Annotated in this window: 11 protein-coding genes; 2 read left to right on the top strand and 9 right to left on the bottom strand. The window is 64.6% G+C overall.

Going from position 1 to position 14085, the window contains the following annotated elements; all coding sequences use genetic code 11:
• Nucleotides 1-290 precede the first annotated feature (290 nt).
• Nucleotides 291-2192 (top strand): esterase EstP, encoded by a 1902-nt coding sequence (estP, locus tag H618_RS0114550; protein ID WP_028695756.1) that lies wholly within the window; start codon nucleotides 291-293, stop codon nucleotides 2190-2192.
• Between the two features lie 60 nt (nucleotides 2193-2252).
• Here the strand turns inward: estP and trpE are convergent, their stop codons facing one another.
• The 9 genes from trpE to H618_RS0114505 form a co-directional block, all read right to left on the bottom strand.
• A complete protein-coding gene (gene trpE, locus H618_RS0114545) occupies nucleotides 2253-3734 on the bottom strand; it encodes an anthranilate synthase component I (RefSeq protein WP_028695755.1) in 1482 nt (493 codons plus the stop codon).
• 72 nt (nucleotides 3735-3806) lie between these two features.
• Nucleotides 3807-4625: a phosphoglycolate phosphatase gene (locus tag H618_RS0114540; RefSeq protein WP_028695754.1), complete on the bottom strand. Its 819-nt coding sequence runs from the start codon at nucleotides 4623-4625 to the stop codon at nucleotides 3807-3809.
• Nucleotides 4622-5296, bottom strand: coding sequence for a ribulose-phosphate 3-epimerase (gene rpe / locus H618_RS0114535; RefSeq protein ID WP_028695753.1), 675 nt, complete (start codon nucleotides 5294-5296; stop codon nucleotides 4622-4624). Before rpe ends, H618_RS0114540 begins: the two co-directional genes overlap by 4 nt.
• 117 nt (nucleotides 5297-5413) lie before the next feature.
• Nucleotides 5414-6241, bottom strand: a complete 828-nt coding sequence (locus tag H618_RS0114530) for an ABC transporter permease (RefSeq protein WP_028695752.1) — start codon at nucleotides 6239-6241, stop codon at nucleotides 5414-5416.
• Nucleotides 6242-6253: 12 nt separating this feature from the next.
• Nucleotides 6254-7501, bottom strand: a complete 1248-nt coding sequence (locus tag H618_RS0114525; protein WP_028695751.1) for an ABC transporter permease — start codon at nucleotides 7499-7501, stop codon at nucleotides 6254-6256.
• Between the two features lie 63 nt (nucleotides 7502-7564).
• On the bottom strand, nucleotides 7565-8599 hold the full coding sequence (locus tag H618_RS0114520) for an ABC transporter substrate-binding protein (RefSeq protein WP_028695750.1): 1035 nt from the start codon (nucleotides 8597-8599) through the stop codon (nucleotides 7565-7567).
• 40 nt (nucleotides 8600-8639) lie between these two features.
• A complete protein-coding gene (locus tag H618_RS0114515; RefSeq protein WP_028695749.1) occupies nucleotides 8640-9764 on the bottom strand; it encodes an ABC transporter ATP-binding protein in 1125 nt (374 codons plus the stop codon).
• Nucleotides 9765-9964: 200 nt separating this feature from the next.
• Nucleotides 9965-10594: a response regulator gene (locus H618_RS0114510; protein ID WP_028695748.1), complete on the bottom strand. Its 630-nt coding sequence runs from the start codon at nucleotides 10592-10594 to the stop codon at nucleotides 9965-9967.
• A complete protein-coding gene (locus tag H618_RS0114505) occupies nucleotides 10591-12990 on the bottom strand; it encodes a PAS domain-containing sensor histidine kinase (RefSeq protein WP_028695747.1) in 2400 nt (799 codons plus the stop codon). The genes H618_RS0114510 and H618_RS0114505 overlap by 4 nt, the downstream gene beginning before the upstream one ends.
• Before the next feature lie 94 nt (nucleotides 12991-13084).
• Here H618_RS0114505 and H618_RS0114500 point away from each other — a divergent pair, with 94 nt between their 5' ends.
• Nucleotides 13085-14080: an alpha/beta hydrolase family protein gene (locus H618_RS0114500; RefSeq protein WP_028695746.1), complete on the top strand. Its 996-nt coding sequence runs from the start codon at nucleotides 13085-13087 to the stop codon at nucleotides 14078-14080.
• Nucleotides 14081-14085: the final 5 nt, after the last annotated feature.

The following is a 14085-nucleotide window of genomic DNA, read 5'->3' as shown; positions in this document are numbered from 1 at the left end:
TGCTCGGCGCATCAGGAAAAGCAATCAGGAACGGGCCGGGTCAACCGGCAGGAGATAAAGTCAGGCGCGCCAACGCCAACGGGCGTGGGCCTTGATTACGCGCATCAAGAGTTTGCTGACGATCAACACAGGGTAGGTCTCGCTCATACGTGACCGCACAGTAGCCTACCGGCGCGGCGGTGGCAACACGGGCTGTGCGCCTGACAAACGAAGTGTTGAATTACCCCGTCAGGACGATTTGCTATGTTCCAGCGGCTCGACCCAATAACAACAACGAAAGGCACTCACACATGGCTAAACCTCCGTTTCTGCGCACACTCCTGGGAACGCTCATTCTGGCCAGCAGCTCGGCCATGGCGGCGCCGAACCCTTACTCCTCGATGATCGTGTTCGGCGACAGCCTCAGCGATGCCGGGCAGTTTCCCGACTTCACCGGCAATGACACCGGCATGCGTTTCACCAACCGTGATGCGGATGGCAAATATGCACTCGTCTCGCCGATGCTCCTGGGTGGAAAGCTTGGCTTCTCGGGCACAGAGCTTGGCCCTTCGACCTCATGGGCCAATGACAAGCTCGGTATCCCCGACGGTAACAACTGGGCGGTCGGCGGCTACACCACGCAGCAGATCCTCGACTCGATCCTTAAAACGTCCGAAGTGATCATCCCACCCGGCCAATTCGGCGCCGGCGCAATCATCCGCGACCGCCCCGGCTACCTCGCCAACGGCCTGCGCGCCGACCCCAACGCGCTGTACTACCTCACCGGCGGCGGCAACGACTTCCTCCAGGGCCAGGTCAACAGCCCCGCCGACGCCGCTGCCGCAGGTGCGCGCCTGGCTGCCAGCGCCCAGGCCCTGCAACAGGCTGGCGCCCGCTACATGATCGTCTGGCTGCTGCCCGATCTGGGGCAAACCCCCAACTTCAGCGGCTCGCCGCTGCAAGGCGCGCTGTCGCAATTGTCGGGCGTGTTCAACCAGTCGCTGGTCAGCCAGTTGCAGCAGATCGATGCCGAAATCATCCCGCTCAACGTGCCGGCGCTGCTCAAGGAAGCCCTGGCCGACCCCGGCAGCTTCGGCCTGGCAACCAACCAGAACCTGATCGGCACCTGCTACAGCGGCAACAGCTGCGTGCAGAACCCGCTGTACGGCATCGGCGGCACCACGCCCGACCCCACCAAGCTGCTGTTCAACGACGCCGTCCACCCCACCATCGCCGGCCAGCAGCTGATCGCCGACTACGCCTACTCGGTGGTCTCGGCGCCCTGGGAGCTGACACTGCTGCCGGAAATGGCCCACGCCAGCTTGCGCGCGCATCAGGATGAACTGCGCAACCAATGGCAAACGCCATGGCAAGGCGTCGGCCAGTGGCAGGCGATTGTCGCCACCGGCGCGCAAGACCTCGATTTCGATGAGCAGAGCAGTGCCGCCAAGGGCGATGGCCGGGGCTACAACCTGACACTTGGCGGCAGTTATCGTCTCGATGATGCCTGGCGCGTCGGCCTGGCCGCAGGGGTGTATCGGCAGAAGCTGGCGCTGGGCGAGCACGACTCGGACTACCGCTTGAACAGCTACCTCGCCAGCGCCTTCGCCGAATTTCGCCATGATCGCTGGTGGGCTGACGCCGCGCTGACGGCGGGGCATCTCGACTACGGCGACCTCAAGCGCACCTTTGCCCTGGGCGTGAATCAGCGCAGTGAAAAAGCCGACACCGATGGCGAGGCCTGGGCGCTGACCACGCGCCTGGGCTTCAACCTGGCGGCACCGGGCAGCCGCTGGCAGCTGGCGCCGTTCCTCAGTGCCGACTACGCACGGGTCAAGGTCGATGGCTATGAGGAACGCAGCGGCCGGGCTACCGCCCTTGGGGTCGATGACCAAGAGCGCACTTCACGGCGCCTGGGCGCAGGCCTGCTTGGCAGCGTGCAACTGGCGCCCGCCACCAAACTGTTCGCCGAAGTGGCCCGCGAGCATGAGTTCGAGGACGACCCACAAGACGTGACCCTGCACCTGAGCAGCCTGCCGGACAATGACTTCACCCTCGCCGGCTATACCCCGCACAGCAACCTCACCCGCGCCAGCCTGGGCCTGACCCAGCAGTTGGCGCCGGGCCTGAACCTGCGCGGCAACTACACCTGGCGCAAGAGCGATGCGCTGACCCAGCAAGGGCTGAACCTGGCGCTGAGCCTGGACTTCTAGGTCGGCAACATCCAGCGGGAAAACGAAAACGGTGCTCCGAAGAGCACCGTTCTTTCATCCTCAGGCCTTGGCCGTCTGCTCGGCCAAGGCCACCGCGCGGAACATCGCCCGGCGCTTGTTGAGGGTTTCTTCCCATTCCAGCGCCGGCACCGAGTCGGCGACGATGCCGCCCCCGGCCTGCACATGCAGCTCGCCGTTCTTGATCACCGCGGTGCGGATGGCAATCGCCGTGTCCATGTTGCCGTTCCAGGCGAAGTAACCGACCGCGCCGCCGTACACGCCTCGCTTGACCGGCTCGAGCTCGTCGATGATTTCCATGGCGCGGATCTTCGGTGCGCCAGACAGCGTGCCGGCCGGCAAGATGGCGCGCAGGGCATCCATGGCGGTCAGGTCTTCGCGCAGGTGCCCGGTGACGTTGGAGACGATGTGCATGACATTGGAGTAGCGCTCGATGACCATCTTCTCGGTCAGGCGCACGCTACCGGTGGACGACACTCGACCGACGTCGTTGCGGCCAAGGTCGATCAGCATCAGGTGCTCGGCGATTTCCTTGTCATCGGACAGCAGGTCGTCTTCGAGCGCCTGGTCTGCCTCTTCGTTGGCGCCGCGTGGGCGGGTGCCGGCGATGGGACGCACGGTGACCAGATTGTCTTCGACCCGCACCAGCACTTCCGGCGAACTGCCCACCACGTGGAAATCGCCGAAGTTGAAGAAGTACATGTAGGGCGTCGGGTTGAAGCAGCGCAAGGCGCGGTACAGGTCGATCGGCGCAGCGTTGAAGTCGATGGACATACGCTGCGATGGCACCACCTGCATGCAGTCGCCGGCCAGGATGTACTGCTTGACGGTGTCCACCGCGCGCTCGTAATCGGCCTGGGTAAAGCTTGAGCGGAACGCAGGTTCCTGGCCCTGGGACACCGACAGGTCAAGGCCCGGGCGCGGCGTGATCGGCTCACGCAAAGTGGCCAGCAGCGTCTGCAGGCGTTGCTGGCCCTGCTCGAAGGCCTGCTCGTCGGCGGGGTCGACCAGCACGATGGCGTGCATCTTGCCCGCCAGGTTGTCGAACACCACCACCGCGTCAGAGACCATCAGCAGGATGTCCGGCACGCCCAACGGGTCAGGGTTGGGGCAGGCGCCCAGGCGTTTTTCCACATAGCGCACGCAGTCGTAGCCAAAGTAGCCGACCAGCCCGCCATTGAAGCGCGGCAGCCCGGCGATGTCGGCGACCTTGTAGCGTTCCTTGAACGCTTCGACGAAGGCCAGCGGGTCTTCGACGTCGTGCTGTTCGACCTCAACCCCATCCTCGACGATGCTGACCCGATAGCCATGCACGCGCAGCACAGTACGCGACGGCAGGCCGATCATCGAATAGCGCCCCCACTTCTCGCCGCCCTGCACCGATTCGAGCAGGTACGAGTTGGGTTGGTCGGCGAGTTTCAGATAGATCGACAGCGGCGTGTCGAAGTCGGCCAGGGTTTCGAAGGCCAGAGGGATGCGGTTGTAGCCGGCAGCGGCCAGGCGCAGGAATTCTTCGCGGGTCATGGGTAGCCTCGTGGGGCAAGCAGCATTGGACAGGGCAAACGGATGGGTCGGCCAGGTGCCGACAGGCGAGCGTCAGGCGCGCCAGCGCCAGCGGGCCAGGGCCTTGATGACTTTCATCCAGTATTTGCCGGTGACCACCACGGGAGGCTCTCTGTGTGTCGAATCCTTGAAGTCGGGCAACGTTATCCCAGCGGCTGTGACTACGCAACCGGGGATCAGAGCGCGCAGGTCATCGAGCACCAGGCTCGGTGATTCCTCGCTGATCGGCCGCCCGTGGTTGTAGCCGTAGCTGAGCGCCGCACACTGCACACCGGCAGCACGCGCGGCCAGCACATCGCTGCGCGAATCACCCACGAACAGCGACTGCTGCGGGGTGACGCCGGCCATCTGCATGACGAACAGCAACGCGGCCGGGTCGGGTTTTTTCTGTGGCAGGGTGTCGCCGCCGATGATCCAGCGGAAGTACTCGCCGATCTTCATCTGATCGAGCAAGGGCGCGACGAAGCGCTCTGGCTTGTTGGTGATCAGCGCCATCTCGACGCCGCGCTTGCGCAACCAGCGCAGGGTGTCGCGCACGCCAGGGTAGATCACCGTGTGCTCATGACTGCGCGCATACGCCTCCATGAACAACGCCAGCCCCTGCTCGGCCAAGGCATCGTCGACCGCGGCGTGATCGATGCCGCCCGCCAGCGCACGGCGCACCAGCACCTGCGCGCCGTTGCCGACCCATTGCCGTACCGCCTCGATGCCCGCAGGCGGACGGCCCATTTCGAGCAGCATGTGATCGACCGCCACGGCCAGGTCGGGTACCGAGTCGACCAGCGTGCCATCGAGGTCGAACATCACCAGCCTTGGCAGCGCGTTCGGGAACAGCTGCTCGAAGCCGCTCATGGGCGGGTCAGAGCCAGTTCGGCGCGCATCTTGCCGATCACTTCGCGGTAGTCCGGCGCGTTGAAGATGGCCGAGCCGGCGACGAAGGTATCGGCGCCGGCAGCGGCGATTTCACGGATGTTGTTGACGTTCACGCCGCCGTCGATTTCCAGGCGAATGTCGCGGCCGCTGGCATCGATCAGGGCACGCGCTTCGCGCAGTTTGTCGAGGGTGCCGGGGATGAACTTCTGCCCGCCGAAGCCTGGGTTGACGCTCATCAGCAGGACCATGTCGATCTTGTCCATGACGTACTTCAGCGCGTCCAGGCTGGTGGCCGGGTTGAACACCAGGCCGGCCTTGCAGCCGCCGTCGCGGATCAGTTGCAGCGAACGGTCGATGTGCTGGCTGGCTTCGGGGTGGAAGGTGATGTAGGTGGCGCCGGCTTCGATGAAGTCGCCGATGATGCGATCGACCGGGCTGACCATCAGGTGCACGTCGATGGGCGCGGTGACGCCGTGCTTGCGCAACGCGGCGCAGACCATCGGGCCGATGGTGAGGTTGGGGACGTAGTGGTTGTCCATCACATCGAAGTGAACGATGTCGGCGCCACTGGCCAGCACGTTGTCGACTTCCTCGCCCAGACGGGCGAAATCGGCGGAAAGGATGGACGGGGCAATAGCGAAGGGCTGCATGGCGCACCTGTAGGCAGAATCACGGTGGCGCGCATTGTAACTCAGCGAGAATGATCAGCGCTGATCGGTATCACTCGAGGAGCCGCTCGTGAAAGCGGCCCCTCCTGCATGAACCGCTCAGGCAGGTTGTTGAGTGCGCAGTTTCTCGCTGCGCCCGCGCAACCATTCCAAGGTCAGCAACAGCACCACTGAAAAGCCGATCAACAGGGTCGCGGCGGCAGCGATGGTCGGGCTGAGATTCTCGCGGATGCCGCTGAACATCTGCCGCGGCAGGGTGGCCTGCTCGGGGCCGGCGAGGAACAGCGTCACCACAACTTCATCGAACGAGGTAGCGAAAGCGAACAGCGCGCCGGAAATCACCCCCGGTGCGATCAGCGGCAAGGTCACGCGGCGGAAGGTGGTCAGCGGCGAGGCGCCGAGGCTGGCTGCAGCGCGCACCAGGTTGTAGTTGAAGCCCTGCAGGGTGGCCGACACCGTGATGATCACGAACGGCACACCCAGCACCGCATGCACCAGAATCAGCGACAGGAAGCTATTACCCAGCCCCAGTGGCGCGAAGAACAGATAACTGGCCACGCCGATGATCACCACCGGCACCACCATGGGCGAAATCACCAGGGCCATCACCAGCGACTTGCCCGGGAAGTCGCCGCGAGTCAGGCCGATCGCCGCCAGGGTGCCGAAGACCATCGCCAGCACCGTGGCCGCCGGGGCGACGATGATGCTGTTCTTCAGCGCGCGCATCCATTCGGCCGAGCCGAAGAAGTCCTGATACCACTGCAACGAGAAGCCCTGCAGCGGGTACACCAGGAAACTGCCACTGTTGAACGACAGCGGCACGATCACCAGCACCGGCAACACCAGGAACAACAACACCAGGCCGCAGAGAATGCGCAGGCCGTAGTACCACACCCGTTCCACGGGCGACATGTAAGGGCTCAGCATGACGAACGCTCCTCAGCTCAGGCGCAGGCGGCTGGCGCCGACCAGCCAGCTATAGATCAGGTACAGCAACACAGTGGCCAGCAGCAGCAACCCGCCCAGTGCGGTGGCCATGCCCCAGTTGATGCTGGTGTTGGTGTAGAAGGCCACGAAGTAGCTGACCATCTGGTCGTTGGGGCTGCCGAGCAGCGCCGGGGTGATGTAGTAGCCGATGGCGAGGATGAACACCAACAGGCAACCGGCGCCGACACCCGCATAGGTCTGCGGGAAGTACACCCGCCAGAAGCTGGCGAACGGGTGGCAGCCCAGGGAGATGGCCGCACGCATGTAGCTCGGCGAGATGCCCTTCATCACGCTGTACAGCGGCAGGATCATGAACGGCAGCAGAATGTGCACCATCGAGATGTACACACCGGTGCGGTTGAACACCAGTTCCAGCGGCTGATCGATGATGCCCAGCGCCATCAACGCACTGTTGATCAGCCCGCCTGATTGCAGCAGCACGATCCACGCCGCCACCCGTACCAGAATCGAGGTCCAGAACGGCAGCAGCACCAGAATCATCAGCAGGTTGCTCTGCCGCGTCGGCAGGTTGGCCAGCAGGTAGGCCAAAGGGTAGGCCAGCAACAGGCAGATGACGGTGATCACCACACCCATCCACAGGGTGCGGGCGAAAATATCCAGGTAGATGGCCTGATCGGGTGAGGTCTTGGCCAGCTCACCGAGATCGTCGATGCGGTGGTCGACCGAGGCCAGCAGGTAGAACGAGGTCACGCTGCTGGTGTTGCGGCGGATGGCCTGCCAATACGCCGGGTCGCCCCAGCGCTCGTCGAGGTTCTGCAAGGCTTCTTTATACGAGGCCGGCTCGCTCTTGAACGGCAGCGCCCGGGCGGTTTTCGCCAGCAGGCTGCGATAGCCGGCAAGCTCCATGTTCAGACGTTTCGACACATCGCCCAGGGTCTGGTTCTTGCGCGACTCGACCAGGTCCTGGCTGAGCGCCAGGTACACCGCATCGCCCGGCAGGCTCTTGCCATCCCACTGCTCGATGGCCTGCACCGTGCGCGGCAGACCGCCCACCACTTCCGGGTTGCCGACGCTCTTGAACAGCAGCGCGGCGATCGGCACGAGAAACACCAGCAGGAGGAACAGCGCCAACGGCGCGATCAACGCTTGTGCTTTCCAGCGGTTGACCCGCTCGGCACGCTTGAGGCGCTGCTTGAGGTTGGGACCCGCGCCTTCATTCAGGGGCACTGCAATGGCCATGACAGACTCCGCAAAACAGGAAAACGGGGAGCGCCAGCCAGGCCGGCGCTCCGACGACGCGAGTTACTTCTTCGCGGCCCAGGCGTTGAAACGTTGCTCCAGCTGCTCGCTGTTGTCGGCCCAGAAGGCCACGTCGATCTGCACCTGGTTGGCGATGTTCTCAGGCGTGGTCGGCATGTTCTGCTTGACCTCGTCGGCCAACAGGTCGACCGCCTTGGAATTGGCCGGGCCGTAGGCGATGTTTTCCGAGTAGGTCTTCTGCTGCTCAGGCTGAACGCTGTAGGCGATGAACTTCTTCGCTTCCTCGGCATTCTTCGCGCCCTTGGGGATGGCCCAGGCATCGAAGTCGTAGATGCCGCCGTTCCACACCACCTTGAGGTTGCTTTCTTTCTGCACGGCCGCGATCCGGCCGTTGTAGGCCGAACTCATGACCACGTCGCCCGAGGCCAAGTACTGCGGCGGTTGAGCGCCGGCTTCCCACCACTGAATGCTTGGCTTGAGCTCATCGAGCTTCTTGAAGGCGCGGTCGACGCCCTCTTTGGTGCCGAGCACCTTGTACACATCCTTGGGCGCGACGCCGTCGGCCATCAGGGCGAATTCCAGGGTGTACTTGGCGCCCTTGCGCAGGCCGCGCTTGCCGGGGAACTGCTTGGTGTCCCAGAAATCGGCCCAGCTGGTGGGCGCGGTCTTGAGCTTGTCGGCGTTGTAGGCCAGCACCGTCGACCAGACGAAGAAGCCGACACCGCACGGCTGAATGGCGCCCTGCACGTAGTCGGATTCGTTACCGAACTGCGCAGGGTCGAGCTCTTCGAACAGCCCCTCGTCACAGCCACGGGCAAGCTCCGGCGACTCTACCTCGACCAGGTTCCACGACACGCTCTTGGTATCGACCATGGCTTTGATCTTGGCCATTTCGCCGTTGTACTCACCGGCGACGATCTTGCCCTTGCCAGCCTTTTCCCACGGCTCGTAGAACGCCTTGACCTGCGCGGCCTTGTTGGCGCCGCCGAACGACACCACGGTCAGGTCCGCAGCCAGGGCCTGGCCTGCGACCACCAGACCCAGCGCCAGGGCGGTCAGTTTCAACTGCTTGTGCATTATTGTTCTCTCCACAGTACGAGGTTGGTGACGGACACCTTCAATGGGCCTGGTCGATCGGGTCGAGCGCGCGGGCGTGCTGCACCTCCCAGCCAAGCGGAACCACATCGCCCACTGCCAGCGCCGGGTCGAGCTCGGCGATCGGCTGTTTGACGAAGAAATCAGTCTTGCCGCAGACCTCGAGGCGGACCCGCACGTGGTCGCCGAGGTAGATGAATTCGGCCACACGGCCCGAGAAGCGATTCACGCAATTCTCGCTATGGCCATTGAGGCGCACGCGCTCGGGGCGGATCGACAAGGTCACCGGCTCGCCGGCCTGGCCGACGTTCACCGCCAGCGCCTCGACTCGCTCACCACGGCCCAGTTGTACCTGGCAGCGCTCGCCATCGCGGCTGAGCAAAGTGCCGCTCAAGCGGTTGTTTTCACCGATGAAGTTGGCCACGAAGGTGTTGCGCGGCTCTTCGTAAAGCGTGCGCGGGTCGGCGATCTGCTGGATCTCGCCCTGGTGGAATACCGCCACACGGTCGGACATGGTCAGCGCCTCGCCCTGGTCGTGGGTGACGTAGACCACCGTCACGCCGAGGCGCTGGTGGATGTGCTTGATTTCCATCTGCATGTGTTCACGCAGCTGTTTGTCGAGGGCGCCAAGCGGCTCGTCCATCAGCACCAGCTGCGGCTCGAACACCAGCGCCCGGGCCAGCGCCACGCGCTGCTGCTGGCCGCCGGAAAGCTGGCCGGGGTAGCGTTTGGCGAAGCTGTCGAGCTGGACCATGTTGAGCACACGCTTGACCCGCTCGCTGATGTCGGTCTTGCTCAGGTTGCGCACGCTCAGCGGGAAGGCCAGGTTTTCCGCAACGGTCATGTGCGGGAACAGCGCGTAGTTCTGGAACACCATGCCGATGTCGCGCTTGTGCGGCGGCACGTTGTTGATCGAGCGCCCGGCCAGCTGGATTTCCCCGGCGGTGGGGGTTTCGAAACCGGCGAGCATCATCAGGCTGGTAGTCTTGCCCGAGCCGGACGGGCCGAGCAAGGTGAGGAATTCGCCCTTGCGGATGTCCAGGTTGAGGTCTTTGACGATCAGCGATTCGCCGTCGTAACTCTTCTGCACTCCGCGGAAGCTGACCAGCGTCTCGCCGGTCGCGCCGTTCCGGTTCACCTCACTCATACCTGTACCTTCTTGTTGGATGACTGCCGTGGACACAGCCTAAAGAAGGCGCAAACCCCGGGAAATCGGGCCTGCTGAGAGATTGCCATCATCCAAATGGCCGACCGCGTGTAGGGATCGCCCTACAACGATGGCGCGATTGGGATGTTTCCAGGAACGGCGCAGCCGCCCCAGCGCCACAGCTGTCGCAGACAGAACAGTCAGAGCAAGCGATGCTCCATCGCATACTTCACAAGCTCTGCCAGCGAATGCACCTTGAGCTTCTGCATCAGGCGCGCCTTGTGGGTGCTGATGGTCTTGCTCGACAGCGCCAGTTGCTGGGCGATGTCGTTGACGTTGGCACCGTGCGCCAGGCGCTCGAACACCGAGAATTCGCGCTCCGACAGCAAGGTGTGCAGGGGCCGCGATTCGGTCAGGCCGACCTCGAAGACCATGCGGTCGGCCAGCGCCGGGTCGATGTAGCGACCACCCGCGGCAACCCGGCGGATGGCGGTGAGCAGCAGCGCAGGATCGCTGTCCTTGGTGGCATAGCCGGCGGCGCCGGCCTTCAGCGCCCGGGCGGCCATCTGCGCTTCATCGTGCATCGACAGCATGAGAATCGCCGGCGGCGTACTCAGCGCACGTATTCGCGGAATCGCTTCCAGGCCGCTGACACCGGGCATGGAAATATCCAGCAGCACCACTTCGCACGCGGTATGGCGCAAGGTCTCGAGCAGTTGCTCGCCATTGCCCGCCTCGCCCACCACCTGCATGTCACGGGCAAGGCCAATCAGTTGCTTGATGCCCTCGCGGACGATGGTGTGGTCTTCTGCCACGAACACTCGAATCACTCGCCTTCCTCCTGTTCCAGGGCAATGGCCACGCTCAGGCTGGTGCCCTCGCCCGGTTCGCTGTCCAGGCTCATGCTGCCGCCCAGCATCAACACCCGCTCGCGCATGCCGACCAGGCCGAACGAGGTGGGCCGAGCCTGTTCGGGACGAAAGCCGATGCCATCATCGATCACGGTCATGCGCAGTTGCCCGGGCGTGTGCAGCAGTTCGATCTGCACGGTGTGCGCCTGGGCGTGGCGAATGACGTTGGTCAGCGCCTCCTGCAAAACCCTGAACAGACCGGTGGCCTTGGCATCGCTGAGTGCCGGCAGGGTATCAGGCACCTGCACCAGGCAGGGAATTTGCGTGCGTGCTTCGAAGCGCCGGGCCTGCCATTCGATGGCCGAGGCGATGCCCGCATCGAGAATCGGCGGACGCAACGCGGTGGCGACGTCGCGCACCAGCTGGAACAGCTGAGCGATCAGCCGCTTCATGCTCGCCAGCCGCTCGTGCAAGCCGGGGTCGAGTTCGGCGTAGGCCAGTTCGCACATCGACACTTCCAGCTTGAGCACGGTGAGCATCTGACCGAGCTCGTCGTGCACTTCCCGGGCAATGCGCGCCTTTTCCTCTTCGCGCACGCTTTCGAGGTGCGCCGACAGCTCACGCAACTGTTCCTGCGAGCGGGCCAGTTCCAGCTCGGCGCGCTTGCTCTGGGTGATGTCCCAGACCACACCGTCCCACACCACCCGGCCATCGCCCAGACGGCGGCTGCTGGCCTTGATGTCGGCCCAGCGCTGCTCGCCTTCACGGGTGACGATGCGCCCTTGCCACGACCAGTCCAGGTCGTGGGCCAGGTCCTGAACACGGTGGTAGTCGGCACGGTCATCGGCATGCACCAGGTTGCGCAGGCCCATTTGCGGGTGCTGGATCGCCGCCGGCGTGTAGCCGACCAACGCTTCGCTGCCCTCACTGATGTAGGGAAATTCCAGGCCACCTTCTGCCGGATCACGCTCCAGGCGAAAGACCAGCCCCGGCACGTTGCCGGCGATGCCCTTGAGCTGCGCCTCGCTCTCGCGCAGGGCCGCCAGTGCCCGGCGCCGCTCGGTGACGTCGGTGAGGAACACCACCAGGTATTCGGCATCGCGAAAGCGCAGAAACGACAACGACAGGTCGACCGGCAGTAATGAGCCATCGGCGCGCCGGCAGTGGCTCTCGAAATGCTCGTCGGCACCTGCCGTGCTGCGCACCCGCTTCCACAACTCCAGCCAACGGTCCATGTGCAGCGTCGGTTCGAAATCGATCAAGGGTCGTTCCAGCAGCTCGCCCTCGGCGTAGCCGAGCATGCGTTCGGCGGCGTGGTTGGCGTAGCGCACGTGGCTGTCCCAGTTGACCCAGAGAATGCCGATGGTGCTTTGGTCGAGGGAGAACTGACTCAGGCGCAGCGACTCTTCCCGGGAGCGGCGCTCGTTGAGTTGTTCGCGGGTGGCCAGCAGGCTGCGCTCAAGATAACGCTGCTGCCGACGCTGCCAAGCCAGGGTGGCGAGGACGCACAGCAACAGCAGTGCACAGAGCAGCGCAAGGTTCTGCCAGAACCCGGCCGACTCGGCGAAGCGCGGGTATTTGGGTTGCAGCCAGCGCTGGTGGATTTGCTCAAGGGTCTTGGCCGGCATGGCCTGCAAGCCCGCTTCGAGCACCTCGGCAAGCTGCGGCCAGTCGAGCCGCGAGCCGATGCGCAGCAGTTGCGGCAGGCCGATATCGCCGACCACCGCAAGGTCGGCGAACTCGCCTTCGCGGGACAGCCGGCTGAGCTGCGCCTCGTCCACCACCGCATACGCCGCCTGCCCGCCAATGACCCACTGCAAGGCGGTACGCTCGTTCGGCACACCTTGCAGGTTGAGGCTGGCGTAGTTGCTGCGCAGGTAATCGGCAAGCGCGCTGGGCATGCGCACGGCCAGGCGTTCGCTGGCGCCGAGCTTTTCCAGCTCAACCGCCACCGCGCCGCTGCGCGGGCCGACCAGCAACTGCGGCACGCGCATGTAAGGGTCGCTGAACAGCCACAGACGCAAGCTGGCCTGGGTTTGGGTCAGGCCGGGGGCGAAGTCGATCTCGCCCATGCGCAGGGCTTGCTCCAGCGCCGCCTGATCAGGAAAGTTGCGCCAGGTGAGGTCGAGCCGCAGCGCCTGACCCAGCCAGGTCACCAATTCGACGTTGGCGCCATACAACTGCTGCAGCCGGCGATCGAACTGGGCATAGGGCGCCTGCAGCACCAGGCCGACCCGCAGGCTGCGATGCTCGTCGAGCCACAGTTTCTGGGCCGGCTCCAAAGCGGGCGCAGGTGGCTGCGCGTGAGCGCGCATGAACAGCCCCGGCAACAGACCCAGGCACAAGACCAGCAACAGGCAACGTGTGGACTTCATTCGACGCTCATCCCGACAAGTACCGGCCAGCGCGTGGCTGTCTCGGGCAAATGGCATTAGGCTGCAGGTAACATGCTGATTATGGGTGAAACGGATGGTCTCACTTTATCGCGCCTCGCTGGTGGCGTTTTGCCTGGCCAGTGCCCTGCCGCTTGCCGCTCAGGCAGCCGATGCCCCAGCCCAAGCCGCAGACCCTGCTGCCGCCAGCGCACCAACACCACGCCCGCCTCTGGCAGATCGCAGCGCTGACGAAGCGCTGGCGCTGCAACGCCGCGTGCCGAAAGAGCAGCAGCGCAGCCTGGAAGCCAACGGTGAAAGCTTCCTGGCGCTATGGAAACCGGCGAATGACACCGATCCGCATGGCGCGGTGATCATCGTGCCCGGCGCGGGGGAAAATGCCGACTGGCCGATCGGTGTCGGGCCGCTGCGGCAGAAGCTGCCGGATGCCGGCTGGCACAGCCTGAGCGTGACACTGCCAGACCTGGTGGCCGATATGCCCCAGGCCCGCGCCGCCCCGGCGCCTACCCCAGCGGCAGCCCCCGCCGGGCAAACGGCACCGGCCAAGGACACCCCGGACGACGCCAACGCCAACGTCGCCCAGGCCACCTCGCCCGATGCCGACACGGCAGAGGCCACCGATGCCGAAGACGCCACCGAGCACAACGATCAGGCCGATGCCGAACGCATCTTCGCCCGCCTGCAAGCGGCCATCAGCTATGCCCAGCAGCAGAATGCACGCAGCGTGGTGTTATTGGGCCAAGGCAGTGGCGCCTACTGGGCGGCCCGCTTCGTCAGCGAAAAACAGCCACCTGAAGTGCAAAAGCTGGTGCTGGTGGCGGCGCAGACGCCGGCGCGGGTCGAAGATGGCCTGCCCAGCCTGGTGCCGACCCTCAAGGTGCCGACTGCCGACATCTATTACGCCCTGCGCAGCGCCGACAAGGCCGCTGCCGAGCAGCGTCTGCAAGCCAGCAAACGGGTCAAGGACAGCCAGTACCGTCAGCTGTCGCTGATCGCCACGCCTGGCGACAGCGCGGCGCAACAGGAGCAGTTGTTCCGCCGGGTCAAAGGCTGGCTGGCGCCGCAGCAGTGATGGCC

It is taken from the genome of Pseudomonas cremoricolorata DSM 17059 = NBRC 16634, from assembly GCF_000425745.1.
Taxonomy (GTDB): domain Bacteria; phylum Pseudomonadota; class Gammaproteobacteria; order Pseudomonadales; family Pseudomonadaceae; genus Aquipseudomonas; species Aquipseudomonas cremoricolorata.
The sequence above is the reverse complement of the archived record's forward strand: the minus strand, read 5'-3'. Positions and strand labels throughout refer to the sequence as shown.

Bases quoted from the DNA above. Each gene is read 5' to 3' on its own strand.
- estP (WP_028695756.1), top strand. From the start codon at position 291: ATGGCTAAACCTCCGTTTCTGCGCACACTCCTGGGAACGCTCATTCTG.
- trpE (WP_028695755.1), bottom strand. From the start codon at position 3,734: ATGACCCGCGAAGAATTCCTGCGCCTGGCCGCTGCCGGCTACAACCGC.
- H618_RS0114540 (WP_028695754.1), bottom strand. From the start codon at position 4,625: ATGAGCGGCTTCGAGCAGCTGTTCCCGAACGCGCTGCCAAGGCTGGTG.
- rpe (WP_028695753.1), bottom strand. From the start codon at position 5,296: ATGCAGCCCTTCGCTATTGCCCCGTCCATCCTTTCCGCCGATTTCGCC.
- H618_RS0114530 (WP_028695752.1), bottom strand. From the start codon at position 6,241: ATGCTGAGCCCTTACATGTCGCCCGTGGAACGGGTGTGGTACTACGGC.
- H618_RS0114525 (WP_028695751.1), bottom strand. From the start codon at position 7,501: ATGGCCATTGCAGTGCCCCTGAATGAAGGCGCGGGTCCCAACCTCAAG.
- H618_RS0114520 (WP_028695750.1), bottom strand. From the start codon at position 8,599: ATGCACAAGCAGTTGAAACTGACCGCCCTGGCGCTGGGTCTGGTGGTC.
- H618_RS0114515 (WP_028695749.1), bottom strand. From the start codon at position 9,764: ATGAGTGAGGTGAACCGGAACGGCGCGACCGGCGAGACGCTGGTCAGC.
- H618_RS0114505 (WP_028695747.1), bottom strand. From the start codon at position 12,990: ATGAAGTCCACACGTTGCCTGTTGCTGGTCTTGTGCCTGGGTCTGTTG.
- H618_RS0114500 (WP_028695746.1), top strand. From the start codon at position 13,085: ATGGTCTCACTTTATCGCGCCTCGCTGGTGGCGTTTTGCCTGGCCAGT.